Origin of the sequence: Streptomyces sp. NPDC046465, assembly GCF_040646035.1 — a bacterium.
GTDB lineage: Bacteria > Actinomycetota > Actinomycetes > Streptomycetales > Streptomycetaceae > Streptomyces.
In genome coordinates, this window is the sequence record NZ_JBEYZK010000021.1 from 1 (window position 1) to 26633 (window position 26633).

At 70.7% G+C, this 26633-nt stretch carries 19 protein-coding genes and 1 pseudogene; 5 read left to right on the plus strand and 15 right to left on the minus strand.

What is annotated here, in order from left to right; translation table 11 throughout:
- Nucleotides 1-429, minus strand: a 429-nt coding sequence (locus ABZ953_RS29235; RefSeq protein WP_361729769.1) for an AraC family ligand binding domain-containing protein, incomplete at its 3' end; no start/stop codon positions are given.
- 147 nt (nt 430-576) lie between these two features.
- Between ABZ953_RS29235 and ABZ953_RS29240 the strand changes: the two genes are divergently transcribed.
- Nucleotides 577-2403 (plus strand): beta-galactosidase family protein, encoded by a 1827-nt coding sequence (locus ABZ953_RS29240; protein ID WP_361729772.1) that lies wholly within the window; start codon nt 577-579, stop codon nt 2401-2403.
- A 62-nt stretch (nt 2404-2465) separates the two neighbouring features.
- On the opposite strand, the gene ABZ953_RS29245 is transcribed toward ABZ953_RS29240, so the two are convergent.
- Nucleotides 2466-5588: an endo-alpha-N-acetylgalactosaminidase family protein gene (locus ABZ953_RS29245; RefSeq protein ID WP_361729774.1), complete on the minus strand. Its 3123-nt coding sequence runs from the start codon at nt 5586-5588 to the stop codon at nt 2466-2468.
- A gap of 205 nt (nt 5589-5793) precedes the next feature.
- A complete protein-coding gene (locus tag ABZ953_RS29250) occupies nt 5794-6591 on the minus strand; it encodes a serine protease (protein WP_361729777.1) in 798 nt (265 codons plus the stop codon).
- Between the two features lie 246 nt (nt 6592-6837).
- Between ABZ953_RS29250 and ABZ953_RS29255 the strand changes: the two are divergent.
- Nucleotides 6838-7699: pseudogene (locus ABZ953_RS29255) on the plus strand (hypothetical protein).
- Nucleotides 7700-7729: 30 nt separating this feature from the next.
- Here ABZ953_RS29255 and ABZ953_RS29260 read toward each other — a convergent pair.
- From ABZ953_RS29260 to ABZ953_RS29270, 3 genes are all read right to left on the minus strand, one after another.
- A complete protein-coding gene (locus tag ABZ953_RS29260) occupies nt 7730-8632 on the minus strand; it encodes a pentapeptide repeat-containing protein (protein WP_361729780.1) in 903 nt (300 codons plus the stop codon).
- Nucleotides 8633-8761: 129 nt separating this feature from the next.
- Nucleotides 8762-10432, minus strand: a complete 1671-nt coding sequence (locus ABZ953_RS29265; RefSeq protein ID WP_361729783.1) for a DEAD/DEAH box helicase — start codon at nt 10430-10432, stop codon at nt 8762-8764.
- Between the two features lie 142 nt (nt 10433-10574).
- Nucleotides 10575-10778, minus strand: coding sequence for a cold-shock protein (locus ABZ953_RS29270; RefSeq protein WP_030362889.1), 204 nt, complete (start codon nt 10776-10778; stop codon nt 10575-10577).
- Nucleotides 10779-11214: 436 nt separating this feature from the next.
- Here ABZ953_RS29270 and ABZ953_RS29275 point away from each other — a divergent pair, with 436 nt between their 5' ends.
- Nucleotides 11215-12147, plus strand: a complete 933-nt coding sequence (locus tag ABZ953_RS29275) for a tyrosine-protein phosphatase (RefSeq protein ID WP_361729786.1) — start codon at nt 11215-11217, stop codon at nt 12145-12147.
- Between the two features lie 60 nt (nt 12148-12207).
- Here the strand turns inward: ABZ953_RS29275 and ABZ953_RS29280 are convergent, their stop codons facing one another.
- Nucleotides 12208-12930 carry a VWA domain-containing protein gene (locus ABZ953_RS29280; protein ID WP_361729789.1) on the minus strand — a complete coding sequence of 241 codons (723 nt, stop codon included), beginning with the start codon at nt 12928-12930 and terminating at the stop codon, nt 12208-12210.
- A 181-nt stretch (nt 12931-13111) separates the two neighbouring features.
- On the opposite strand from ABZ953_RS29280, the gene ABZ953_RS29285 reads away from it, so the two are divergent.
- Nucleotides 13112-13858 (plus strand): glucose 1-dehydrogenase, encoded by a 747-nt coding sequence (locus ABZ953_RS29285; protein WP_361729792.1) that lies wholly within the window; start codon nt 13112-13114, stop codon nt 13856-13858.
- A 20-nt stretch (nt 13859-13878) separates the two neighbouring features.
- On the opposite strand, the gene ABZ953_RS29290 is transcribed toward ABZ953_RS29285, so the two are convergent.
- The 3 genes from ABZ953_RS29290 to ABZ953_RS29300 form a co-directional block, all read right to left on the minus strand.
- Nucleotides 13879-14232, minus strand: a complete 354-nt coding sequence (locus tag ABZ953_RS29290; protein ID WP_361729794.1) for a hypothetical protein — start codon at nt 14230-14232, stop codon at nt 13879-13881.
- Nucleotides 14233-14430: 198 nt separating this feature from the next.
- Complete coding sequence (locus ABZ953_RS29295; RefSeq protein ID WP_361729797.1) at nt 14431-15534, minus strand: hypothetical protein; 1104 nt, start codon at nt 15532-15534, stop codon at nt 14431-14433.
- 22 nt (nt 15535-15556) lie between these two features.
- Nucleotides 15557-15784: a hypothetical protein gene (locus ABZ953_RS29300; protein WP_361729800.1), complete on the minus strand. Its 228-nt coding sequence runs from the start codon at nt 15782-15784 to the stop codon at nt 15557-15559.
- A 125-nt stretch (nt 15785-15909) separates the two neighbouring features.
- On the opposite strand from ABZ953_RS29300, the gene ABZ953_RS29305 reads away from it, so the two are divergent.
- Nucleotides 15910-16752 carry a chitosanase gene (locus ABZ953_RS29305; protein ID WP_361729803.1) on the plus strand — a complete coding sequence of 281 codons (843 nt, stop codon included), beginning with the start codon at nt 15910-15912 and terminating at the stop codon, nt 16750-16752.
- Between the two features lie 59 nt (nt 16753-16811).
- Here the strand turns inward: ABZ953_RS29305 and ABZ953_RS29310 are convergent, their stop codons facing one another.
- The 5 genes from ABZ953_RS29310 to gltB form a co-directional block, all read right to left on the minus strand.
- A complete protein-coding gene (locus tag ABZ953_RS29310) occupies nt 16812-17684 on the minus strand; it encodes a carbohydrate ABC transporter permease (RefSeq protein ID WP_361729806.1) in 873 nt (290 codons plus the stop codon).
- Complete coding sequence (locus ABZ953_RS29315; protein ID WP_361729809.1) at nt 17681-18676, minus strand: sugar ABC transporter permease; 996 nt, start codon at nt 18674-18676, stop codon at nt 17681-17683. The genes ABZ953_RS29310 and ABZ953_RS29315 overlap by 4 nt, the downstream gene beginning before the upstream one ends.
- 37 nt (nt 18677-18713) lie before the next feature.
- A complete protein-coding gene (locus tag ABZ953_RS29320) occupies nt 18714-20015 on the minus strand; it encodes a sugar ABC transporter substrate-binding protein (RefSeq protein ID WP_361729810.1) in 1302 nt (433 codons plus the stop codon).
- Between the two features lie 276 nt (nt 20016-20291).
- A complete protein-coding gene (locus ABZ953_RS29325) occupies nt 20292-21752 on the minus strand; it encodes a glutamate synthase subunit beta (protein ID WP_361729813.1) in 1461 nt (486 codons plus the stop codon).
- Complete coding sequence (gene gltB / locus ABZ953_RS29330; RefSeq protein ID WP_361729816.1) at nt 21745-26334, minus strand: glutamate synthase large subunit; 4590 nt, start codon at nt 26332-26334, stop codon at nt 21745-21747. Before gltB ends, ABZ953_RS29325 begins: the two co-directional genes overlap by 8 nt.
- Nucleotides 26335-26633: the final 299 nt, after the last annotated feature.

Genomic DNA, 26633 nt, shown 5'->3' on the forward strand with positions numbered 1-26633 from the left:
ATGGTGGGGGTGGCGGGGGCGGGGGGCGGGGGGGATGGGGGCGCCGACGCCGGGGGCGCCCGCGGCGTCGGAGAGCGGTACGACGGGGCGGCTGGGTTCGATGTAGCCGAGTTCGGTGTACGTGGTGGTGGCGGGGCCCGTGAAGTCGACGAAGCATTCGTCCCAGCCGGTGGCCGGGTCGGGTCCGTAGTGGTGGCGCACGCCGGGGGTGAGCCAGATCAGGGCGGGTGAGGTGACGGTGGTCCTGCGCCCGTCGGCGCCCTGGAACCAGCCGCCGCCGGAGCTGATGACGACGGCGACGTGGTGGTCGAGGGTGCGTGGGCCCACGGTCGGCAGGAGGCCGTGCTGCAGGCCGACGCCGAGGCAGGCGAGGCCCAGCCGGTGGTGGGCCGGGCTGGGGGTGAAATACCGCATCCATGTGTGGTACATCCGCGTATGTCCCTTCCTGGATGCGTTCAGTTGCGTTCAGATGCGTTCAGTTCCGCGCTGCGTCCAACCGGACCCGATCTTTGTCCATGGACCCTGCTGCCCGCCAGAGGTGATCGTGGGCGAGCGTTGAGTGAGCGAGAGGACACGATGAACGGGTTCAGGGTCGGCGAGGACGATTTCGAGCTGGACGGGCGGCCGGTACGGCTGCTCTCCGGCGCGCTGCACTACTTCCGGGTGCACGAGGCGCAGTGGGGTCACCGTCTTGCGATGCTGCGGGCGATGGGGCTCAACTGCGTGGAGACGTACGTGCCGTGGAACCTGCACGAGCCGCACCCGGGCACGTACCGCGACGTGGAGGCCCTCGGCCGGTTCCTGGACGCGGTGCGCGGGGCGGGCCTGTGGGCGATCGTGCGGCCGGGCCCCTACATCTGTGCGGAGTGGGAGAACGGCGGTCTGCCGCACTGGCTGACGGGCGCGGTGGGTTCGCGCGCGCGGACCCGCGACGAGGAGTACCTCGGGCATGTGGAGAGGTGGTTCCGGCGGCTGCTGCCGCAGATCGTCTCCCGTCAGCACGGGCGGGCCGGGGACGGCGCGGGTCGCGGCGGTGCGGGTGGCGGCGGTATGGATGGAGGCAGTACGGGCGGTGGCGGCGGTACGGGCGGCGGCCCGGTGATCATGGTGCAGGTCGAGAACGAGTACGGCAGTTACGGCTCGGACCAGGTATATCTGCGCCACCTCGCCGACCTGCTGCGCGCCGAGGGCGTCACGGTCCCCCTGTTCACCTCGGACGGGCCGGAGGACCACATGCTGACCGGCGGCTCGGTCCCGGGTGTCCTGGCGACGGCCAACTTCGGCTCGGGGGCGCGGGCGGGCTTCGCCGCGCTGCGCAGGCACCGGCCGTCGGGCCCGCTGATGTGCATGGAGTTCTGGTGCGGCTGGTTCGACCACTGGGGCGCGGAGCACGTGGCGCGGGACGCCGGTGACGCGGCGGAGGCGCTGCGCGAGATCCTGGCGTGCGGGGCGTCGGTGAACCTGTACATGGCGCACGGCGGTACGAACTTCGCGGGGTGGGCCGGGGCCAACCGGGGCGGGGGTTCGCTGCACGACGGTGAGCTGCAGCCCGACGTCACCTCGTACGACTACGACGCGCCGATCGATGAGTCCGGCCGGGTCACGCCCAAGTTCTGGGCGTTCAGGGACGTCCTCGCACCGTACGCGTCGGGCCCGCTGCCACAGCCGCCCGCACCGCTCCCCTCGCTCGGCGCCCCCGCGTCGGCGGCCCTCACGGACTGGTGCTCCCTGGAGACGGTCCTGGACGCGCTGGGCACCCCGGAGTCGGAGCATGCCGTGCCGCCCACGTTCGAGGATCTTGACGTGGACCGTGGCCTGGTGCGCTACGCCGTCACGGTGCCGGGCCCGCGCGAGCCGTACCCGCTGAGTGTGCGGGGCCTTCGGGACCGGGCGGTGGTGTACGTCGACGGTGAACGCGCCGGTGTCCTCACCGAGGGCACGCCGACCCTGGTCGCCCCCGTCGCCGGGCACGCGCGCGTGGAGCTGTGGGTGGAGTCCCTGGGGAGGGTCAACTACGGCCCGCGTACGGGCGAGCCCAAGGGCATCACCGGCGGCATCCTGCACGAACGGCAGTATCTGCACGGGGTGCGGGCACGCGGTCTGCGCCTCGACGCGTTCGACGTGCCGTCGGCGGTACGGGCCCTCCCCCGGGCCGGTTCCGGCGAGGGCCGCCCCGGTCTGTACCGGGGCACGGTCGAGGTCGGCTCCCCCGGTGACGCCCGCATCGAACTGCCGGGCTGGACGCGGGGGTTCCTGTGGGTGAACGGCTTCAACCTGGGCCGCTACTGGTCGGTGGGCCCGCAGACCTCGCTGTACGTGCCGGGCCCGGTGCTGCGGGACGGGGCGAACGAGGTGTGGGTGCTGGAGTTGGAGGAGGGCGGGGAGCGGGTCGAGTTGGCCTGAGGACCTGCGCAGGCCCCGGAAGGGTCCGCGGGTGATCCGCGGGCCCTTCCGGGGTCGGGTGGTCAGACCTCCCTGACCTCGAACGCGTCGAGCACGAACTCCGCCTTGCCGTCGTCGCCCGTTTTGCGCAGGCCGACCCATGCCTCGCCGCTGGCGGGGGCGGAGAACTCGTACGTGAGCGTGGTGGGTTCGGTGGCGGGCGGCAGGTCCTTGCGGTCGGTCTCGCGGGGGGCCGGTTCGTCGACCGCGGTGATCCAGGCGTACTGGCCCGCCTTCTCGTTCTCGTAGCGGAAGGAGACGCGGTAGCGCTTGCCGGGGGTGAAGCGGACGGTGTGCGGGACCGTGCGGTACACGAGGCCGGTGTTCTCGCCGCGGGACTTCAGGGAGTTGGTGCCGTCGACGACGTCGTCGATCGCCTTGCCGTGCCAGCCGCGCTGGGTGAACGGGGCGTGGCGCTGGGCGATGTGGGTGCGCGGGTCGGTGACGTCGCCCGCGTCGCCCTTGACGAAGGGGCCCCAGCCCTGCGGGACGTGTTCGAAGTCCTCGTGGGCGAGGGTGGCGCGGGGGCGCTTCGCGGGGCGTGCGGTGGCGGCGATCCGGACGTTGTCGAAGCGCACGCGCGCGTGGCCCGCTTCGGCGCGCAGCGTCAGCTCGGCGACGCCGCCGCCCTCGGGGACGGTGAAGTACGTGAACATGCGCTGGAAGCGGGTGCCGTGCTTGCGGTCGGCGGCCACGTAGTTGCCCGCTGTGGACGTCTCGGTGAAGTTGGCGGCGGTGACGCCGTCGGCGGTGCGCACCTCCAGGGCCGCCCGGCGCCGCTCGCCCGGCTTCTCGCCGACCTCGACCTGCACGGAGGCGACGTACGTCCCGGCCTTGAGCCGGGCGAGCCGCTGTCCGACGGCTGCCGCGCCGCCCGCGCCGATGACCAGCTCGTGGTCGCCGAGGGCGCTGAGCCGTACTTCGGCGGGCCCGTCGGCCTTCCAGCCCGTCAGGGAGCCGGAGTGGAAGCCCGGGTCGTGCAGGGGCGTGCCCTGGCCCCACTTCGGGTCGGGCAGGGGCGCGGCGCGCTCGCGGTAGAGGACGTAGGGCTGCTTCGGGTCGGCCTTGATGCTGACTTTTCCGCCCGCTACGGAGACGTACGACTCGAAGACCCGCCCCTGGTCGGTGAGCCGGTACAGCGCCACGCGGGAGCGGCGGGCCCACGCGCGCGGGAGCTGCCAGGTGCTGGTGCCGCCCGCCGGGTTGTAGTGGTACAGCTTGGCGGGATCGTGTGCCTTGCGGGGTTCCCAGGGCAGGAGGTAGCGGCCGTCTTCGTAGACGACGTGTCCGTCGGTGGTGATGCGCCGCTTCCCGGAGGCGTCGGAGACGGTCGTCCCCGGCTTCCCGAAGAAGGCGATCTCGTGCTCGCCCCACGTCTTGACGGGGTACGCCTGGAGGTACTTGGCGGGCAGCGAGTGGGTCCAGATGAGGTCGTAGAAGGCGTGCCAGTCGGTCTTGCCGACCCAGCCCTCGAAGTTGCCCATGCGGGCGACGCCGAGGAGGGTGGGCCACTTGTCGGCGAAGACGTCCTTCTGGTGGTTGCGCACGAAGCGGATAAGGCGGGAGTTGATGCCGCGCGAGGTGTCGCCGCCGTAGTCGGTCTCGGTGACCCAGTGCGACCAGACCGCGGAGCGTTCGAAGCCGTGGCCCCACTCCGTGGTGATGGTCCAGCCCTGGTCGCGGAAGGCCCGCTGGAGGCGGTCGGAGGTCCAGCCGGACTCGCGGAACACGTCGATGTAGAGGGCGTTCAGGCCAGGGTCGGTCTGGGCGCGCAGGTCGGCGAAGCGTTTGACGATGTCTCCGGAGACCAGGTCGCGGCGCTGGTCGATGCGGTAGCTCTGGTCGAGCCAGTCCCACTGTTCGTCGTTCTTGTCGACGAGCTTCTCGGAGAAGGCGTTGGCGACGGGGTAGGACTCGGTGGTGTTGACGTGCACGCTGAAGTCGCTGTTCCACTTCTTGCCCTCGTGGACCAGGGTGTTGAGGTCGTCGAGGCCGCCGGCGCGGGTGTTGTAGTTGTCCGCGTAGTCGGGGTGGGCGGAGTCGTGGCCCTCGGACTGATAGCCCTTGAGGAGCGTGTACTGGCGCAGGCCGTCGGTCGCGAGGTGGATGCGCTTGACGTTGTCGAGCGTGGCGAGGAACGGGTTGGTGGCCTGCGAGGCGAAGTTGAACGGGATGTGCGGGACGACTCTCAGGTGCGTCTCGTCGGCGCCGAGCGGGGTCACCATGATGTCGCGGAAGGCGATCGCGGCGTCCTGCCAGTCGACCTTGCCGTCTCCGTTGCGGTCACCGGTGATGACGACGGTGGCGTACGGGAGGGGTTCGGTGGCGTGCGTGGGCGCGGTCGCGGCGCGGTACGTCCACTGTCCCGGCGCCAACCGGGCCTCTACGTAGTCGGCGGTTTCGGTGGGCCGCACCGTCTCCCGCCACAGCCTGCCGTTCTCCCAGGTGGTGCCTGCCGTGGGCTTGTCGTAGACGGTGTTCGTCTCAATGGCGCCGCCGAGTTCGTCGTGCGCCAGGACGGCGTAGGCACAGCCGGTGGGCGGCTCGGCGGGGCTGTCGGCGGCAGGGCGGACGAGGGTGTCGCCGCTCTTGGCCTTGTCCAGCTGCACCTTGGCGGCGAGGAGGGCGGCCCCGGGCTGGTCGCTGCGTACGGAGAGCAGAGTGAGGCCGGGTATCCGCAGGGTGCCGACCCGCAGCGCGTCCGTGTCCGCGATCTTCGTGACGCGCCAGTGGACCTGCCTGCCCTCGACCGCGATCTCGACGTCGATCCGGGTGCCGCCGTCGAAGGCGAGCCGGTACGCGATGCGGGCGGCGCCCGCCGTGGCGGTGACCGTGGGCGTGTGCTCGGCCTCGTCGATCAGGACCGTGGTGGCGGTGTCCGCCCGGCCGTGCAGCACGGCGCCGCTCGCGCGGTCCGTGTACGAGACGACGCCGGGGAAGACGGTGGCGACGCGCACCTCCAGGTCGGCCGAGCGCAGCACCGCCTCGTCCGCCGGGCGCCTGCCGGAGACGGGAGCGGATGCGGGCGCGGATGCGGGCGCGGCGAACGCGCTGCCGCCCGCTCCGAGGGCGACGCCCATTCCGGCGATCGCGCCCGTCGCGACCACGGCTCTGCGGCTCGGTCCGGACGTGTCTGACGGCAGCATGCGGCACCCCTCCATGGGACGGAGTTCGTGCCGCTCACGATGCGCCGGGGGTGGCGAACGCGCCCATGGACAAAGGAGGGGAAGGTGTTGGACTAACCGTCGACCGGGGCGGCGCGGGCCCGTGCCCCCACGCCGGAGCGGGGCGCCCGCGACCGCGAGCGCCCCGCCCCGATACGTACGGAGTGCGGCTCAGAGTCTCAGCGGCTCAGAGCTCCGACGCCGCCTTCTCTATGTCGGCCGCGAAGGTCGACACCTCGGTGTAGACACCGGGGAACTTCGGCCGCGCGCAGCCGTTGCCCCAGCTGACGATGCCGACCTGGACGTACTCGCCGGCTTCGTCCTTGCGGAACATGGGGCCGCCGGAGTCGCCCTGGCAGGTGTCCGTGCCGCCCTCGGCGAGCTTGCCCGCGCAGAGTTCCTCGCCGGGGGTGAGGTCGTCGCCGTACGCGGCCTTGCAGTCGGCGTCGCTGATGAACGGGACGGTCGCCTTGAGGAGGTAGCGCTGCTGGTCGCCGCCTTCCTTGTCGGCGCCCCAGCCGGCGATGGTGAAGTCGCCCTCGTTGAACTTGGTGTCCTTGGCGATCTTCAGCGTGGGCTGGTCGATCGGCTTGGCGAGCTTGATGAGCGCCCAGTCCTTGCCCTTGCCGTTGTAGCCGGGCGCCTGCAGGACCTTGGTGGACTTCACGCTGATCGCGTCGGAGCTCTCCAGGTCCACGACGCCACCGGTGGCGGTGATGCCGGTGTTGTCCCCGGAGCCGTCCACGCAGTGGGCGGCGGTCAGGACGATGTCCTTGGCGTACAGAGCGCCGCCACAGCCCATCGACAGACGGACCATGAACGGGAATTCGCCCTGCTCGGCGGGGGTTCCGCCGACGACGCGCTCGCCCGGCTGGGGGCCCGGGTGGGCTGCCGCCGAGGCGGCGACGGGCTGAAGGCTGACGGCGGCCAGAGCGATCGCACCGAGGGTGGCGGCTCTCTTCACTCCACGCGGCTTGGTCTTCAACGTGCTTCCCTTCGTGGGGGGTTCGTGGGGGGTTTACGCGTGGCGGGCCCCGGCCGTCCCCACAGGATGCGCGTGGATGGCATGAGCCCGCCAAAGCGTTGTTGCGGATTATGGAGATCGGTGTCCGCTCAGGACAAGGGGCGGTTTCCGGCCACCGCGTGTCGCGCGGGCCCGTTACGGAGCGACTGCCCCCGTACAGTGGAGCTGAGTTGCAGTGCCCGGTGAGTGACGTCAGGGGGTACGCACGTGACGGTCGGCGGCGGTCCAGTCGTGCACGGCTATCCCCATCTGGAGACGGTGCGCGCAGCCCTCACCGCGCTCTACAAACGCCTCTCGTACGACACCGTCCACACCTTCGAGACCAGCGTCGCCCCCGCCGACGTGGCCTTCCACGACCAGGACGACCTGTACCTCGGCGTGCAGCGGGTGGCCCGCGAGATGGTGCGGCACCTGCGCCTCCCCGACGCCCGGATGATCGTCGGCTTCCGCGAGATGGACCACGCCGCGTCCGTCGAACTCGCGGCGGGGCCCGAGTACTTCATCGAGCTCAACGACCGCTTCCGCACCCACCGCAGGGACATCGGCGCGGCACTCGCCCATGAGGTCATGCACGTCTATCTGCACCGGCTCGACCTGTCGCTCCCCGGCACCCGCGACAACGAGATCCTGACCGACACCGCCACCACCTACCTGGGCGCGGGCTGGCTGCTGCTCGACGCCTACCGCGAGGACGGCGCGTCCTCGCAGAAGCTCGGCTACCTCACGCCGGAGGGCGTTCGGCGAGGCCCCGGAGACCTGGTTCACCAGCGCGCAGGCGTACACGGCGTACACGAAGGGGCTAGCCCACGCCCGCCGCGACGAGCAGCAGCCCCCGCTGACGGCCGCGGGGTGGGCGGGGCGGCGGCGGTACGCGAAGGACCGGCGGTACGCGCAGGACCACGGCGGCGCGGTCGCGGCGGGCGGGGCCTACTCCTTCTCCCTCGACGCGGGCACCCTGCGGGTGACGTTCCCCTGCCCGACCTGCCACCAGCGGACACGGGTACCGGCGCGGGGGCGGATGCGGGTGCGGTGCACACTGTGCCGGACGGTGCTGGAGTGCGACGCGTGACGGATGTCGGGTGCGGGGCGCTCGCCGGGGTCAGGCGGCCGACCAGTGCCCGGGGCGGTCGAGAGTGTGCGACAGCTTGGTGAGGTCGTCGCCCCTGGCCGCGTTCACCTGCGACTGGGTGAGGAAGAGCGCGCCGGTGAGGTCGGCGCCGCGCAGGTCCGCGTCGCGGAAGTCCACGCCGATCAGGTCGGCCCCCCGCAGGTCCGCGTCGCGCAGGTCGGCGCCGATGAGGTAGGCGCCGCGCAGGTCCGCGCCGCGCAGGTCGGCGCCCGTGAGCCGCGCGCCGATGAGGTCGGCACCCCTGCGGTTCTTCTTGCCGCCCTTGCCGCCCTTGCCGTTCTTGCCGTTCTTCCCGCCCTTTGCGCCCGCGCTCAGGTGCTCGGCGCGGACGAGCTCGCTGGCGCGCAGGAGGAGCTGGTTGACGTCCTGACGGTGGGCGGCCACGTCGGTCTCGACGACGGCCTCGGGGGTGCCCCGGGTCAGCCGCTCCGTCGCGGCGAGAGCGCGCTTCAGGTCGGCACGGATCGGCCGGGTCCGCGGAGCGGCGAGCGCCTCGGTCACGTACCAGAGCAGTTCGTGGAGCTGCCGCATGACCGGGAACGCCTCGAACATCTGGCGCGCCGTGGCCGGATCCTGACGCCAGTCACGGCCCTCGAAGGTGTTCTGCGAGACGTGCTGCCCCGCTCCGAAGCAGTCGTACACGGTGCAGCCCCGGTACCCCTTGTCCCGGAGGTCGCGGTGGATGCCGCACCGGGAGTCCGCCCGCAGGTTGGTGCAGGGCGTGCCCGCGTCCTTGTTCACCGCGAAGTCCGAGGACTTGGAGAAGGTGAGGGCCACACAGCACAGCCCGAAACAGCTGCCGCAGTCGGCACGCAGGGCCGCGCGGTCGTCGTCGAGCAGAGGCAGGGCGACGGGTTCGCGCTCCGGTGTCATCGGACGGGCTCCTTCTGGCCGGGTGGTGCGGCGGTACGGCACTTCAGTGCTCGGCACCGCATCGTTCCGCCCGCAGCCTCGGGGAGAGGCTACGGGCGGAAGAGGTACTGCTAGGGCGTGACGCCGACGTCACGCCGCGGAGCGGCGGCCTCCCTGGGCACCGCCACCGGCGCGGCCGCCGCGGCGGGCACGACCGCCACCGCTGCCACCGGCCCCGGCGGAACCGCTCCTGGCCTGGCCACCCTGACCGCCTTGGCCCTGACCCTGGCCCTGGCCCTGACGGGGAACCCTGCGCTGCCCCTGGCCCTGGCTCTGGCCCTGCCCGGCGGCAGCGCCCGCACCCGCGCCTCCGGCGCCGCGAGGACGGCGGCGCCGGGCGGCGCCGCCCCGTGCGGCAGGCTGCTGCTGCGGCTGCGGCACATCGATGACGACCGGCACGCCGGAGGGCTCGCGCGCCCCGGTGATCCGCGACAGCTCCTCGTCCGAGGAGGAGACGCGGGCCATGTTCGGCCGGATCTCCGCGTCGGACATGAGCCGCGTCATGTCGCGCTTCTCCTCGGGAAGCACGAGCGTGACGACGCTGCCCGACTCCCCCGCCCGCGCGGTACGCCCGCCCCGGTGGAGGTAGTCCTTGTGGTCGGTGGGCGGGTCGACGTTCACGACCAGGTCGAGGTCGTCGACGTGAATGCCGCGCGCCGCCACGTTCGTCGCGATCAGCGCGGTGACCTGACCGGTCTTGAACTGGTCGAGGGTGCGGTTGCGCTGCGGCTGCGAGCGTCCGCCGTGCAGCCCGGAGGCGCGTACACCGTTGGCGAGCAGCCGCTTGGTGAAGCGGTCCACGGCGCGCTTGGTGTCCAGGAACATGATCACGCGGCCCTCACGGGCGGCGATCCGCATGGCGACGGCCTTCTTGTCCGTCTCGTCGGCGACGTAGAGCACGTGGTGCTCCATCGTCGTGACCGCGCCCGCGGACGGGTCGACGGAGTGCACGACGGGATCCGTCAGGAACATGCGCACGAGCCGGTCGATGTTCTTGTCGAGCGTCGCCGAGAACAGCATCGTCTGGCCGCCCTGCCCGACCTGCTTGAGCAGCGCCGTGACCTGCGGCATGAAGCCCATGTCGGCCATCTGGTCGGCCTCGTCGAGGACCGTCGTACGCACCTGCGACAGATCGCAGTCGCCGCGCTCGATGAGGTCCTTGAGGCGGCCGGGGGTGGCCACGAGGACCTCGGCGCCGCGGCGCAGCGTCCCGGACTGCCGGGTGATCGACATGCCGCCGACGACCGTGGCCATGCGGAGGTTCACCGACGTCGCGTACGGCGTGAGGGCGTCCGTCACCTGCTGGGCCAGCTCGCGCGTGGGGACCAGGACCATGGCGAGCGGGGACTTCGACTCGGCGCGGTGCCCGGCCGTGCGGGCGAGCAGCGCGAGGCCGAAGGCCAGGGTCTTGCCGGAGCCGGTGCGCCCGCGGCCGAGGATGTCGCGGCCCGCGAGAGAGTTCGGGAGGGTGGCGGCCTGGATCGGGAAGGGCTCGGTGACGCCCTGGGCGGCCAGCGTCTTCAGGAGGGCCTCGGGCATGTCCAGATCAGCGAAGGCCTCGACGGACGGCAGCGCCGGCGTGATGCTCTCGGGCAGCGCGAATTCACCGCCCTGGACCGGCTTCGGCTTGCGGCTCCCGGACTTCTTCGCGGAATGCGAAGAATGTGCGGAGCCCTTCGCCTGGCCGTAGGACCGGCCCTTTCCGGCTGCGTCGGCGGGACGCTTGCGGGCGGGGCGCGCCGGGCGTTCGGAGCGGTTCATGCAGTAGTGCCTTCCTGGTCGCTGGACTTCCGGACCTCTGAGCCGGTGCGGCTCTGGGCCCGGTTGGGCCCGATGACAGCGCAAGCCGAGGCCCGCACCTTCCGGTGCGGGCCTCGGCTGTGAGGTTCGCGCGCTGCGGCGATCAGGCAGGAACGATGTTCTCGGCCTGCAGGCCCTTCTGGCCCTGGGTCACCTCGAAGGAGACCTTCTGGCCCTCGAGGAGCTCACGGAAGCCGGAGGAGGCGATGTTCGAGTAGTGGGCGAAGACGTCGGGGCCGCCGCCGTCCTGCTCGATGAAGCCGAAGCCCTTTTCCGAGTTGAACCACTTAACGGTGCCGGTTGCCATGTCAATCTCCTCAACAGGGGCAGTGAATGGAGAATCACCGAATTGTGAATCTCCAGCGCTGCAATGACCCCCATACCGGAGAGAACCGGAAAAACAATAATGCGCCCTCGGAGCATTCCCGTCAGGCGCACATAAAGTTCATGGGTACCAAAACTGCAACACATAACCCTAACACGCTCGCGCGACCCCTTGTTCCCGGCCCCGGGCAGAACCTCGCGCCCCGCCCGTCCCACCCCTCCCAGACCCCTGCCCCGTGCACCCCGCTCTACAGTTTTGACTTTTCGTCAGCTTCTCGCGCACGCCCCTTCCTCGCTCACCGGCCCCTCGCTACCTTCACCCTCCGGCCAAACAATCGCTTGGTTGGGCGGAGCACCCCTGCCAGGCACCCCTGCCAGGCACCCCTGCCGAGCACCCCAGCCGATGGGAAGGCGGACCGATGCGCATCACCCGTACCCGTACCCGCACCGCGACCGGACTCGTGATCTCCGCGCTCGCCCTGGGCACCCTGCCCGCCTGGGCGGCCCCGACGGAAACCCTCGCGCCCACCGCGCCCCGGTACGCGTCGCACGCCCTCGCCGACACCGTCCGTCACATCCCGCTACAGGGCGCGGTCAACGTACGGGACGTGGGCGGCTACCGCACGTACGACGGCGAGCGGGTCGGTTACGGCCGGGTCTTCCGCGCCGACGCCCTCAGCAAGCTCACCGACGCCGACCTCGGGACGCTCGCCGGGCTCGGCCTGAAGAAGGTCATCGACTTCCGGGTGCCCGCCGAGGTGCAGTACGACGGCGCGGACCGGCTGCCCGCCGGGGCGGCCCCGGTCTCCCGGCCGATCACCGACCACGGCCTGTTCTCCCAGCTGCTCGCCGCGATCGGCTCGAAGGACCCGGTCAAGCAGGAGGAGATGCTGGGCAACGGCAGGGCGGCCGCCTTCATGCGGGACGTCTACCGCACCTTCGTCACGGACTCCGCCAACCGCGCGCAGTTCGCGGCGACCCTGCGCGACGTCGCGGACAGCCGCACGCCGCTGCTCTACCACTGCACCTCGGGCAAGGACCGCACCGGCTGGACGACGTATCTCCTGCTGCGCCTCGTCGGCGTGCCGGACCGGGCCGCGGTCGGCGACTACCTGGCGTCCAACACCTACCGTGCCGCGTACGACGCGCGGCTGCGCGAGGCGCTCAAGCAGGGCGGGCTCATGCAGAACCCGGACCTGATCATCCCGCTCCAAGAGGTCCGCACCGACTACCTCGGCACGGCGCTCGACGAGGCGGCGAAGCGGTACGGCGGCCTGCAGGGCTATCTGACCAAGGGGCTCGGGCTCGACGCGGGCACGATCCTGAAACTGCGCGCACGCCTCGTCGACTGACCCGGCCGGTCCGTACGTCGGTCCGTGCGTCGGTCCGTACGTCGGTCCATACGTCAGCCCCTAGACCACGATCCCGCCCGACCGCGCCGCCGCGAGCCACGCCGGGAACTCCCCCACGAGACGGTCGTACAGCACGTCGTCCGGCACCGCACGGGGGTCGTTCCCGGCGTGGAAGAAGCCCGCGTTGTCGACCGGGCGCTTGGCGGGGACGGCGAGTTCATCGAGCCGCCGGAGATAGTCGAACTGCTTGCTCGCCGGGTCGCCGAAGCCGATGAACTGCCAGAACAGGGGCAGCTTCGCCGCCTTGCAGAGATAGCGCTCGGCGGCGAGCTTGTTGATGGGGCCGCCGTCGGTCTGGAAGATCACGAGGGCGGGCGCGGTCGCGCCGCTGTCGACGTAGTGGTCGATGACGGCGTCCATCGCCAGGTGGTAGCTGGTCTTCCCCATGTGCCCGAGCCCGGCGACGATCTCGTCGATCCGGCCGCGGTGGTGGTCGAGGGCGATGTCGGTGACCGCGTCGATGTCCGTGGAGAAGAAGACGGTGGGCACGGTCCCGTCGTCGTCCAGGTGCGCGGAGAGGCCGAGCACGCGGTCGGCCAGGGCCTGGACGGTGCCGTCCTTGTAGTACGGCCGCATGGAACCGGAGTAGTCGACGACGAGGTAGACCGCGGCACGGGCCCCGGCCAGACCGTGCTTGCGCAGCGAGACCCCGGCGCTCTTGTAGAGGCTGACCAGCGCGGGCGCCGAGTCCTCCACCTTGCGCAGACTGATCGCAGGTTCCATGCGCCGCTCCGTTCCGTTCCGTTCCGTGCCGTCGGCCGGACCGCCGTCGTGCGGGCCCGTCAGCGGCCGAGGGTACGTGGCGTTCGCGCGCCCTTCTCTCCCCCCTCCTCCCCCCTTCTCCCTTGCCCGTATGACTGCTAGACATATGACACACCGTCACATGGTGCTTTGGAGGCGTGGCATGGGCTCCCGGGAGAACGTCCGCGGACTGGACGGCAGGACCGTCCTGATCACCGGCGCGGGCCGCGGCCAGGGGGCGGCGGAGGCGCGGCTCTTCGCCGAGGCCGGGGCGCGGGTCGTGGTGACGGACGTGCGGGAGGAGGAGGGCCGTGCGGTCGCCGGGTCCCTGGGGGACCAAGGGCTGTTCGTACGGCATGACGTGACCGACGCGGCGGACTGGGCCGCGGCCGTGGCGGGTGCCCTCGACGCTTTCGGGCGGCTGGACGCGCTGGTGAACAATGCCGCGCTGTGGCGCACGGCGTCCGTGGAGGACGAGACGTACGAGAACTTCGAGGCCCTGGTCCGGGTCAATCTCCTGGGGCCGTTCCTCGGCATCCAGGCGGTGTTGCCCGCGCTGAAGGAGGCGGGCGGCGGTTCGGTGGTGAACGTGTCGTCGACGGCGGGCCTCGTCGGCATCCCCGGGCACGCGGCGTACGGGTCGACGAAGTTCGGGCTGCGGGGGCTGACCCGGTCCGCGGCGCTCGACCTGGCGAAGTACCGGGTGCGGGTCAACTCCGTCCACCCGGGGGCGATCGACACCCCGATGATCTCCGCGGCCTCCGCCGGGCGGGACTGGTCGCACCTGCCGCTCGGCAGGATGGGCCGCCCGGAGGAGGTCGGCGGGCTGGTGCTGTTCCTGGTGTCGGACGCGTCGTCGTACGTCACGGGTGCGGAGTTCACCGTGGACGGCGGCTCGACGACGGGGTGACGGCGTCCGGCGCCAGGGCCCTAGTGGCGGCCGGTCAGGAACACCGAGCGCAGCTTGAGGCGATCGGTGGCGGGGCGACCGTGCGGGCGCAGGGTCCAGGAGTCGCCGGTGCAGTCCGGCTCGGTGAACACCATCGTCCATTCGTCGGTGTCGTTGTGCGGGGCGTACGCGGGCGGCCCGTCCTGGTTCGCGGCCTCGGGCAGCACGACGCAGCCGGGGCTCGACGGGTCGTGGATGGTGGCCGACTGGCGCGAGCCGTCGGGAGCCGTGTACCGGTAGGAGAAGTCGCCGGTGGCGGCGCTCGCGGAGGTCGGCAGGGCGACGACGAGGGTGAGCGCGCCGAGGGCGGCGGCGAGGGTGTGGCGCAGGCGCATGGGGTCCGTTTCCGTCCGGCGCCGGACGGGGGAGTGTCCGGCGGATGAGGGTGGCCGGACCCGTCCGGGAGTCGACGGGTCCGGCTGCGCCTTTCCCCGGTCTGTGGCCTCCGGATACGCCCTGTCACCCATGCGGCGCCTGCTGCATCGTTTCTTCATGGGCCGGGCGGGCCAGTGCGAGCGGTCAGTCCGGGCGGGCTACCCTCCGGCCTGGTCCTGGAAGGCGGGCAGGGCGAAGATACGGGTCTTCGCCGCGTCGTCCATGAGCTCGACGAGCGGCATGACCAGCTCCCAGAGGTCCTGCTTGCCGACCTCCCTGGCGAGCGCGTCCAGGTCGGGCTCGGGCAGCGCCCCCGCGGTGTCGGCGACGGCCTTGCGGGACTCCGCGGGCAGCGCCTCCACGAGCGGCAGGAACTCCGCCCACAGCGCGGTGGCCACGACCGCGCGCACCACACCGCCGAGCACCTCCGCGTCCCGCAGCGAGGGCAGTTCGGCCACGGTGCGCCGCTCGTCCTCGCCGAGGAGCGCGACCAGAGGCAGCAGGGACTCCCACAGGTCCTGTTCCGCCACCGTCGTGACCAGGGAGTCGAGGCGGTGCTGCGGCTGCCCCGCGGTGAGCGAGGCGATGCGGCCGCGCTGCTCCCCGGTCACCATGCCTGCGACGGCGAGCGCCTCGGGCCACAGGCCGTCGGCGGCGGCCGAGCCGATGACGGCCGCGAGCCGTTCGGCGCCCAGCAACTCGATGAGGTGGCCGAGCCGTTCGGGCAGGTCGATCGCGAAGCCCGTCTTCAGGACGGCGGCGTCGTCGACCTGCGGCAGGATGCGGCGCAGCGCGGCGTCGGTCAGGTGGCCGACGAAACGGCCCATCGTGAGGTGGTCGCCGCGTTCGGCGAGGGTGACGGCGATGCGGACGACCAGGCCCTCGTCGAGGTGGTCGACGATGCCCTTGATGCGGCGCGGGTCGAGGTGGGCGCAGGACCGGGCCGTGAAGGGCACGGGCAGTTTCTCGATGATGTCGGCGGCGCGCGCGGGTTCGAGCCGTCCCGCGACGGCGGCGGCCAGGCGCGGGCCGAGGGCTTTCTGGGAGATGGCGGCGGCCACCCCGGCGGGCACGAGTTTCGTCGCGGACGCGATCCGGTCGAGCATGTCGGGTGCCCGGTCGAAGAGCGCCGCGACGCTCTGGGTGCGGAAGCGTCGTACGTCCTCGACGGGCAGGCTCTGAAGGAAGGCGAGCGTGTCCGGTTCGACGTCGAGCAGGTGGGCGATCTTGAGGGTCTCGGCCCTGCCGCGCAGTTTGTCCATGCTGACTCCTCGCTCGACTGGGCTATCGGAAGAGAATCCGGCGGACGGGGCCGCGGGCCAGCGCGGGGACGAGCTTCAGCGCCTCCTCGGCGGCCTCGTTGAGTCCCGCGGCGCGGCTCTCGCGCTGCCGTGCCAGCGCGTCCGCCAGCGTGGTGAGTTGTTCGGGCGTCAACTGCCCGAAGGATTCCGGTGGTTGGTCGCGCAGCTCCGCGGCGAGTCGCTCGCGTCGCTCTCGTGTCCCGGTGTCCACGTCGCCTCCCTCGACCGGCCGTACGGCCGGGTTCGGGAGCAGAGACTGGCCCTGAATTGACTTTTAGTCAATAGAGTGCGGACCGGAAGACGTCCCGCCGGGCATGCCCACGTAATCTTGGCCGGATGAAGCGCGCCGGTCTCCTCCTCCTCGCCGTGGTCCCGCTCGTCGCCACGGCCGCCTGCCTCGCGGGCGGCGCCCCGGACAGGAGCGACGCCAGAAACGGCGCCGGGAACGGCACCGGGAACGGCGTGCGGGAGCCCGGCCTCGCCGCGCCCGCGAAGAAGGACCTCGCGCAGAAACTGGTGTCGAGCGCGGAGAACTCGACGCTCGACTGGCGCGGCCAGTACGGCTACGTCGAGGACATCGACGACGGCCGCGGCTACACCGCGGGGCTCATCGGCTTCTGCACCGGCACGCACGACCTGCTGACCCTCGTCGAGCGCTACACGAAGGACCACCCGGACAACGGCCTGGCCCGCTATCTGCCCGCCCTGCGCGAGGTCGACGGCAGCGCATCGCACAAGGGCCTGGACCCCGGCTTCACCAAGGCATGGAAGGCCGAGGCGTCGAAGCCCGCGTTCCGCGCGGCCCAGGACTCCATACGCGATCGCGGCTACTTCGACCCGGCGGTGCGCCGGGCCGAGCGCGACGGCCTGGGCGCGCTCGGCCAGTTCATCTACTACGACGCGATGGTCATGCACGGCCCCGGCACCGGGCCCCGCTCCTTCCACGGTCTGCGCGCGGCAGCCATGAAGAAGGCGGACCCGCCGTCCCGGGGCGGCGGGGAGAAGGCGTACCTCGGCGCCTTCCTGGACGTCCGTCGCGCGGCGATGAAGCGGGAGGAGGCCCACCGCGACACCTCGCGCGTGGACACGGCACAGCGGAAGTTCCTCGACGAGGGCAACCTGGCCCTGGACGCGCCGCTGACGTGGCGGGTGTACGGGGAGACGTACAGGGTGCCGTGACCCGGCCCCCGTACACCCGTCCCCGTACACCCGGCCCCGTACGCCCGCCGGGCGGCCCGTCAGCCCTTGACCGCGCCTGCCGCCAGGCCCGAGCCGAGCTTGCGGTGCACGATCACGAAGAAGATCATCACCGGCACCGTGACCAGCGTGGAGCTGGCCATGACCGGCCCCCAGGCCGTGGAGTTCTCACCGAAGAACTGGTAAATACCCACGGCCGCCGTGTACTTGTCGCTGCCCTTCATGAACGTGTACGCGAAGACGAATTCGTTCCACGCCGTGATGAAGGCGAAGATCGAGGTCGCCACGAGCCCCGGCGCGACCAGCGGGAGCAGCACCGACCAGAACATCCGCGGCCAGGACGCCCCGTCGATGTACGCCGCCTCCTCGACCTCCTTGGGGACGGTGGCGACGAAGCCGCGCAGCGTCCAGATGGCGAAGGGGAGCGAGAGGGCGATGTAGACGACGCTCAGCCCGAGCAGCGAGTTGAGCATGTCGTAGTCCCGCATCTGGATGAAGAGCGGGATGACCAGGGCTTCGAGGGGCACCATCTGCACGATCAGGATCATGATCAGTACGGAGGTGCGGAAGCGGAACTTGAACCGGGCCACCGCGATGGCCGCGAAGAGCGAGAGCAGCGCGGCGGCGACGATCGTGGCGAGGCCGACGAGCGCCGAGTTCAGCAGGTACGTACCGAAGTTGCCCTTGTCGAAGACGAACTCGAAGTGCTCGAAGCTGATGCCGCTCGGCAGCACGTCCGAGCCGCGCAGGGCGGCCTTCGGGTCGAGCGCCGTGGAGATCATCCAGTAGACGGGGAAGAGCGTGAAGAGGAGCAGGCCGACGACCGCGGCCGGCAGCCCGACGCGCGAGGCGAGCGTGGGGCGGCGCCGGGGTTTCCCCTGGTCGAGCGGCGCCGAGAGCTTGGTGGCGGTCACAGGTCCTCCTCCCCCTGCCGGAACAGCGTGCGGATGTAGACGACGGTGATGAGCAGGAGCAGCACGGTGAGCAGGACCGCGGCCGCGGCGCCCGTGCCGTAGTCGTTCTTGGCGAAGGCCTGGATGTAGGAGAAGACGCCGAGGTTGTAGACCTCTTCGTTGGAGCCGTCGCCGCCGGGTTGCAGATAGACCTGGGTGAAGACCTTGAAGTCCCAGATGGTGGAGAGGATGGTCACCACGAGGAAGACCGGCTTGATCGTCGGTACGGTGATGTTCCAGAACCGCTGCCAGGCGTTGGCGCCGTCCAACTCCCCCGCCTCGTACAGCTCCTTGGGGATCGTCATGAGTCCCGCGAGGACGGTGATGGCGACGAAGGGGAAGCCGTGGTGGACGACGTTGAGCGTGGCGATCGCGTAGAACGGGCCGCGCTCGGTGAACCAGTTGGTCGTCTCGGGGTCGATCAGGCCGATCGAGCCCGCGATCTGGCTGGCCATGCCGTCCTGCGGCTGGAAGAGCCAGATCCATACGTACGTGCCCGTGACCGCGGGCATCGCCCAGGCGGCGAGGATCGCGATCGAGCAGATCATCCGCCAGGTGGCGCCGAGCCGGTTGAGCAGCAGCGCCACGAGGGTGCCGAGCGCGACGGTGAGGCCGACGCAGGCGAAGGCGAAGAAGACGGTGTTGGGCAGGACCGTCTTCCACAGCAGGCTGCTGGAGAGCAGGTCGCTGTAGTGGTCGAAGCCGGTGAACGTCCCGGTGCCGCCGCCGAACTTGACCTCGTAGTCCTGCAGGGAGAGCTTGCCGACCTGGATCAGCGGCCAGAGCAGCAGGCCCACGAGGACCACGAGGGAGGGGGCGAGCAGGAGCCAGGGGCGGGTGAGTGCGGTCAGTTTCTTCCGGCGGCGGGCCGCCTCGGCCGCCCCGTCGTCCTGCGTCAGGGGGCCGGGACGGGCCGGGGACTCCGGCCCGTCGCTGACAAGGGTGTCTTTCACGGTGTCGCGTCCTTCACAGTGCCGAACTGCCCCTTGACTACTCGTCCTTGGCGAAGATCGCGTCCATGTCCTTGGCCGCCTTGTCCGCCGCGTCCTTGACGGACGACTTGCCGGTGAGGATCGACTGGATCATGCCGGGGATGACCTTGGAGGCCTGGATCTCGCCGTACGACTTCGTCTTGGGGACGGTGGCGCCGGCCTCCAGCATCTGCTTGGCGAACGGCTCGACCAGCGGGTCCTTCTTGGCCTCGATCTTCTTCAGCTCGGAGTTCTGGCCGGGGAAGTAGTTGGTCTGCTCGGCCCACTTGGCGGCGAACTCGCCGGTCGTCACGAGCTTCACGAACTCCCAGGCGAGGTCCTTCTTGTCCGTGTTGAACGTGGACAGGTAGGAGCCGCCGAGGAAGGACTTGCTCATCCCGCCGTTCTGGCCGGGGATCGGCACGGCGCCGAGCTTGCCCTTGAGGTCCGGGTTCTTGTCGACGATCGCCTTCGGCGTCCAGTTGCCGCCGACGGCCATGGCGATCTCGCCCTTGTTCCAGGCGTCGCCGACCTCCTTCTCCGTCCAGGTGTTGACCTTGGCTGGGGAGACCTTGTCCTTGGTGGCGAGGCCCGTGTAGTACTCGATGCCCTTGATGGCCTCGGGCGAGTTGATGGCGGACTTCCACTTGCCGCCGGACTCGGTGGCGAGTTCACCGCCCGCGCCCCAGACGAAGGGGGCCGCGAACATCTCCGCGCCGCCCGCCACCGGGAAGGAGACGAGCTTCGGCTCCTTCTCCTTGAGCGTCTTGGCGGTCGCCTGGAGCTCCTTCCACGTGGTCGGGGGCTTCAGGTCGTGCTTCTCGAAGATGTCCTTGCGGTAGACGATCGAGCGGACGCCCGCGTACCAGGGCATGCCGTACTGCTTGCCGTCCAGCGTGCCCGCGTCCTTGAGGCCCTCGACGAGGTCGCCGTCCAGGCCCGACTTCTTCACCTCGTCGGTGACGTCGACGAGCGCGTCGGTCTCGGCGAACTGCGGCACCCAGGTGGTGCCGACCTCGGCCACGTCGGGCACCTGGTCCGCGCCGCCCTCGATGGCGGTCGTGAACTTCTTCTGGGCGCTGGCCCACTGCTGGTACTCGACCTTGATCTTGGCGCCGGTCTTCTTGGTGAAGGCCTTCTCGGCCTCCGCGAAGAAGGGCCGCGCGTCGGGGTTGGTCCCCTCCATGATCCATACGGTGAGGGTCTTGCCCTTGCCGTCGGTGGCCTTGCCGCCCTCGTCGTCGTCATCGCCACCGCACGCCGTGGCGGTCAGTCCGAGACTCATGGCGATACAACCAGCGGCGATGACACGTCGATTCATGCCGGCCCCCTCCAGGTTCCGATTGGTGGGAGCGATTGTGGTCACACCAGACGGGGGCGGTCTAGACCCATTGGTATAAGCGGCCGAACCGTAATGAGGGTTGCGGGTGACGCAACATACGCTCATACCATTGCGCCCCATGCAACGCACCGGTCCCACGATCGGGCCCGGACGCGACGACGCCCGCCCAGGTCCGGTCGGGGACGAGGCGGGCGCCGCTCAGTTCCGTACGCCGTTGTACGGGACGTGCAGGGTCGTACGGAGGAACCGTACGGGCTAGACCGTCAGGGCACGGTCCGTCGGGCGGATCGGGGCGGGCAGGTCACTCGCGCCGGTGAGGAAGTTGTCCACGCCGCGCGCCGCCGAGCGGCCCTCGGCGATGGCCCAGACGATGAGCGACTGGCCGCGGCCCGCGTCCCCGGCGACGAAGACGCCGGGAACATTTGTCTGGAACTCGGCGTCCCGCGCGACGTTGCCGCGCTCGTCGAGGTCCAGGGCGAACTGGTCCACGAGGCCGTTCTCACGGTCCGTGCCGGTGAAGCCCATCGCGAGGGTGACGAGCTGGGCGGGGATCTTGCGCTCGGTGCCCGGCTTCGGGGTCAGCTTGCCGTCGATGAACTCGACCTCGACGAGGTGCAGGAACTGGACGTTGCCGTCCTCGTCGCCCTCGAAGTGGGTGGTGTTGACGGCGTAGACCCGCTCGCCGCCCTCCTCGTGCGCGGAGGTGACCTTGTACAGCATGGGGAAGGTCGGCCACGGCTGGTGCGGGGCACGGTCCTCGCCCGGCCTCGGCATGATCTCCAGCTGCGTCACGGACGCCGCGCCCTGGCGGTGGGCGGTGCCCACGCAGTCCGCGCCGGTGTCGCCGCCGCCGATGACGACGACGTGCTTGCCCTCGGCGGAGACGGGCGTGGTGACGTAGTCGCCCTCCTGGACCTTGTTGGCCAGGGGCAGGTACTCCATCGCCTGGTAGACGCCCTTGAGCTCGCGGCCGGGGACGGGCAGGTCGCGGGCGGTGGTGGAGCCCGCGGCGATGACCACCGCGTCGTAGCGCCTGCGCAGCTTCGCCGCGTCGATGTCGCGGCCGATCTCCACGCCGGTGCGGAACTTGGTGCCCTCCGCGCGCATCTGCTCGATGCGGCGGTTGATGTGCCGCTTCTCCATCTTGAACTCGGGGATGCCGTAGCGGAGCAGGCCGCCGATGCGGTCGGCGCGCTCGTAGACGGCGACCGTGTGTCCTGCCCGGGTCAGCTGCTGGGCGGCGGCGAGACCTGCCGGGCCCGAGCCGATGACGGCGACGGTCTTGCCGGAGAGGCGCTCGGGCGCCTGCGGCTTGACGTCGCCCCCGTCCCACGCCTTGTCGATGATGGAGACTTCGACGTTCTTGATGGTGACGGCCGGCTGGTTGATGCCGAGCACGCACGCCGCCTCGCACGGCGCCGGGCAGAGCCGGCCCGTGAACTCCGGGAAGTTGTTGGTGGCGTGCAGGCGCTCCTGCGCGGCCGACCAGTCCTCGCGGTAGGCGTAGTCGTTCCACTCCGGGATCAGGTTCCCCAGCGGACAGCCGTTGTGGCAGAACGGAATGCCGCAGTCCATGCAGCGCGAGGCCTGCTTGGAGATGATCGGGAGGAGCGAACCGGGAACGTAGACCTCGTTCCAGTCCTGGACGCGCTCGCCGACCGGGCGGCTCTGCGCGACCTCACGGCCGTGGTTAAGGAAGCCCTTGGGATCAGCCATTGGTCGCCGCCTCCATCATCTTCTCGGTGGTCTCGGTCTCGGAGAGACCGGCTCGCTCGGCGGCGTCCTTGGCGGCGAGCACTGCCTTGTACGTGCTGGGGATGATCCTGCTGAACCGCTCCACGGCCGTGTCCCACTCCGCAAGGAGCTTCTCGGCCACGGTCGATCCGGTCTCCTCCTGGTGGCGGCGCACGACGTCGTGCAGCCACTGCTTGTCGGAGTCGTCAAGGGGCTCGACGGCCGCCTGGTTCCCGGCGTTGACGTTGTCGCGGTCGAGGTCGATCACGTAGGCGATGCCGCCCGACATACCGGCCGCGAAGTTGCGGCCCGTCTCGCCGAGGACCACCGCGTGACCGCCGGTCATGTACTCGCAGCCGTGGTCGCCCACGCCCTCGGAGACCACCGTCGCGCCGGAGTTGCGGACGCAGAAGCGCTCGCCGGTGCGGCCGCGGAGGAACAGCTCGCCGCCGGTCGCACCGTACGCGATGGTGTTGCCCGCGATCGTCGAGTACTCGGCGAGGTGGTCGGCGCCGCGGTCCGGGCGGACGACGACGCGGCCGCCGGAGAGGCCCTTGCCGACGTAGTCGTTGGCGTCGCCCTCCAGGCGCAGCGTCACACCGCGCGGCACGAAGGCGCCGAAGGACTGGCCCGCCGAGCCGGTGAAGGTGATGTCGATGGTGTCGTCGGGCAGGCCCGCGCCGCCGAACTTCTTCGTCACCTCGTGGCCGAGCATGGTGCCGACCGTGCGGTTGATGTTGCGGATGGCGACCTGTGCGCGGACCGGGTGCGCGTCCGTCGCGCTGTTCGCGGCGAGCGCGTCGGCGGCGAGCTTGATCAGCTCGTTGTCGAGCGCCTTCTCCAGACCGTGGTCCTGGGTGGCGATCTGGTGCCGGACGGCGCCCGTGGGCAGCGACGGCACGTGGAACAGCGGCTCCAGGTCGAGGCCCTGCGCCTTCCAGTGGCTCACGGCCTTCTCGGTGTCGAGGAGCTCGGCGTGGCCGACGGCCTCCTCGATGGTGCGGAAGCCGAGCTCGGCGAGGATCTCGCGGACCTCTTCGGCGATGAACTCGAAGAAGTTGACGATGTACTCGGCCTTGCCGGAGAAGCGCTCGCGCAGCGCCGGGTTCTGCGTGGCGATGCCGACCGGGCAGGTGTCCAGGTGGCAGACGCGCATCATGACGCAGCCGGAGACGACGAGCGGCGCGGTGGCGAAACCGAACTCCTCGGCGCCGAGCAGCGCGGCGATGATGACGTCGCGGCCGGTCTTCAGCTGGCCGTCGGTCTGCACGACGATGCGGTCGCGCAGGCCGTTGAGCAGCAGGGTCTGCTGGGTCTCGGCGAGGCCGAGCTCCCAGGGGCCGCCCGCGTGCTTCAGCGAGGTCAGCGGGGACGCGCCGGTGCCGCCGTCGTGGCCGGAGATGAGGACGACATCCGCGTGGGCCTTGGAGACACCCGCGGCGACCGTGCCGACGCCGACCTCGGAGACCAGCTTCACGTGAATCCGCGCCTGCGGGTTCGCGTTCTTCAGGTCGTGGATCAGCTGGGCCAGGTCCTCGATGGAGTAGATGTCGTGGTGCGGCGGCGGGGAGATGAGCCCGACACCGGGGGTGCTGTGCCGGGTCTTGGCGACCCAGGGGTACACCTTGTGGCCCGGCAGCTGGCCGCCCTCGCCGGGCTTCGCGCCCTGCGCCATCTTGATCTGGATGTCGTCGGCGTTGACGAGGTACTCGCTGGTCACGCCGAAGCGGCCGGAGGCGACCTGCTTGATGCTGGAGCGGCGCGCCGGGTCGTACAGGCGCTCCGGGTCCTCGCCGCCCTCACCGGTGTTGGACTTGCCGCCCAGCTGGTTCATGGCGATGGCGAGGGTCTCGTGCGCCTCGCGGGAGATCGAGCCGTAGGACATGGCGCCGGTCGAGAACCGCTTGACGATCTCCGAGACGGGCTCGACCTCGTCGATGGAGATCGACGGGCGGCCGGACTTGAAGCCGAACAGGCCGCGCAGCGTCATCAGGCGCTCGGACTGCTCGTTCACGCGGCCCGTGTACTGCTTGAAGATGTCGTAGCGGCGCCCGCGCGTGGAGTGCTGGAGGCGGAAGACCGTCTCGGGGTCGAACAGGTGCGGCTCGCCCTCGCGGCGCCACTGGTACTCGCCGCCGATTTCGAGGGCGCGGTGCGCGGAGGGGACGCCGGAGGCCGGGTAGGCCTTGGCGTGCCGGGCGGCGACCTCCTTGGCGATGACGTCGAGCCCCGCACCGCCGATCTTCGTCGTCGTACCGCTGAAGTACCGCTCCACGAAGGCCGAATCGAGGCCGACGGCCTCGAAGACCTGGGCGCCGCGGTAGGAGGCGACGGTGGAGATGCCCATCTTGGACATGACCTTCAGGACGCCCTTGCCGAGCGCGTAGATCAGGTTGCGGATGGCCTGCTCGGCCCCGCCGTCCTCGTCGGCGTCCAGGAACGTGCCCGCGCGGACGAGGTCCTCGACGGACTCCATCGCCAGGTACGGGTTGACGGCCGCGGCGCCGAAGCCGATGAGGAGGGCCACGTGGTGGACCTCGCGCACGTCGCCCGCCTCGACGAGCAGGCCCACCTGGGTGCGCTGCTTGGTGCGGATGAGGTGGTGGTGGACGGCCGAGGTGAGCAGCAGCGAGGGGATCGGCGCGTGCTCGGCGTCGGAGTGCCGGTCGGAGAGCACGATCAGGCGGGCGCCGGCCTCTATGGCGGCGTCGGCCTCGGAGCAGATCTCCTCGATGCGGGCGGCGAGGGCGTCGCCGCCGTCGCCCACGCGGTAGAGGCCGGAGAGCGTCGCGGCCTTCATGCCGGGCATGTCGCCGTCGGCGTTGATGTGGATGAGCTTGGCGAGCTCGTCGTTGTCGATCACCGGGAAGGGCAGCGTGACGCTGCGACAGGTCGCGGCGGTCGGCTCCAGGATGTTGCCCTGCGGGCCGAGCGAGGAGTGCAGCGAGGTGACGAGCTCTTCGCGGATGGCGTCAAGGGGCGGGTTGGTGACCTGCGCGAACAGCTGCGTGAAGTAGTCGAAGATCAGCCGCGGGCGCTCGGAGAGGGCCGCGATGGGGGTGTCCGTGCCCATGGAGCCGAGCGGCTCGCCGCCGGTCTTGGCCATCGGCGCGAGGATGATGCGCAGCTCTTCCTCGGTGTAGCCGAAGGTCTGCTGGCGGCGCGTGACGGAGGCGTGCGTGTGCACGATGTGCTCGCGCTCGGGCAGGTCGGACAGCTCGATCTCGCCGGCTTCAAGCCACTCCTGGTACGGCTTCTCGGCGGCCAGGGAGGCCTTGATCTCGTCGTCCTCGACGATGCGGTGCTCGGCGGTGTCGACGAGGAACATCCGGCCGGGCTGCAGGCGGCCCTTGCGGACGACCTTCGCGGGGTCGATGTCCAGGACGCCGACCTCGGAGCCGAGGACGACGAGGCCGTCGTCGGTGACCCAGTAGCGGCCCGGGCGCAGACCGTTGCGGTCGAGGACGGCGCCCACCTGCGTGCCGTCGGTGAAGGTCACACACGCCGGGCCGTCCCAGGGCTCCATCATCGTGGAGTGGAACTGGTAGAAGGCGCGCCGGGCGGGCTCCATGGAGGCGTGGTTCTCCCAGGCCTCCGGGATCATCATGAGGACGGAGTGCGGCAGCGAGCGGCCGCCGAGGTGCAGGAGTTCGAGGACCTCGTCGAAGGACGCGGAGTCGGAGGCGTCCGGCGTGCAGATCGGGAAGATCCGCTCCAGCGTGTCCGGCTTGCCGGGGGCGCCGAAGAGCTCGGACGCGAGCTGCGACTCGCGGGCCCGCATCCAGTTGCGGTTGCCCTTGACGGTGTTGATCTCGCCGTTGTGCGCGACAAAGCGGTACGGGTGCGCGAGCGGCCAGCTCGGGAACGTGTTCGTCGAGAAGCGGGAGTGGACGAGCGCGACGGCCGTGGCGAAGCGGCGGTCGGACAGGTCGGGGAAGAAGGGCTCGAGCTGGCCGGTGGTCAGCATGCCCTTGTAGACGATCGTGCGGGACGAGAGCGAGGGGAAGTACGTCCCGGCCTCGCGCTCGGCGCGCTTGCGCAGCACGAAGGCCTTGCGGTCCAGCTCCAGGCCCTCGGTGTCGCCGTCGGCGACGAAGATCTGCCGGAAGACGGGCATGGTCGAGCGGGCGGTGGCGCCGAGCAGCTCGGGGGCGACGGGCACGTCGCGCCAGCCGAGGACCGTCAGGCCCTCCTCGGAGGCGATCGTCTCGATCTGTGAGACGGCGCCCTCGGTCGTACCGGCGGTGTCGACCGGCAGGAAGGCGATGCCGACGGCGTAGGCACCAGCGGCGGGCAGCTGGAATCCGGCCACCTCGCGCAGGAAGGCGTCGGGGACCTGGAGCAGGATGCCCGCACCGTCACCCGAGTCCGGCTCGGAGCCGGTGGCGCCGCGGTGCTCGAGATTGCGCAGTACGGTCAGCGCCTGTTCGACCAGTTCATGGCTGGCCACACCGGTGAGCGTGGCCACGAATCCGACACCGCAGGCATCGTGTTCGTTACGGGGGTCGTACATCCCCTGGGGGGCGGGGCGACCGTCCATGGGCGACCAGGCGTGGGTACGCATCGGCACTCCCGTCGTCGTCGGGGCAACTACAAAAGGCAAGGGACGACGCTGGCCCTGGCAAAATTTCGTGCAGATTACATGATGGAACGCTTCTCGAAAAGCGGATAGCTGATTCCACCATGTGGACACCGCTCGCTGAGGTGGGGAGCGGTTCGGGGGGCCTGTGCGGACAGATCGATGGCCGAGGCCCAAAGCGACACAGGCCTCATTGCCCGCAGCGCTTACGGCTCATGCCCGGTGTTCCACGACTCGAAACCGCCAGGTCACGGCTACTTATGCAGCGGCCCGCATAGACCTGC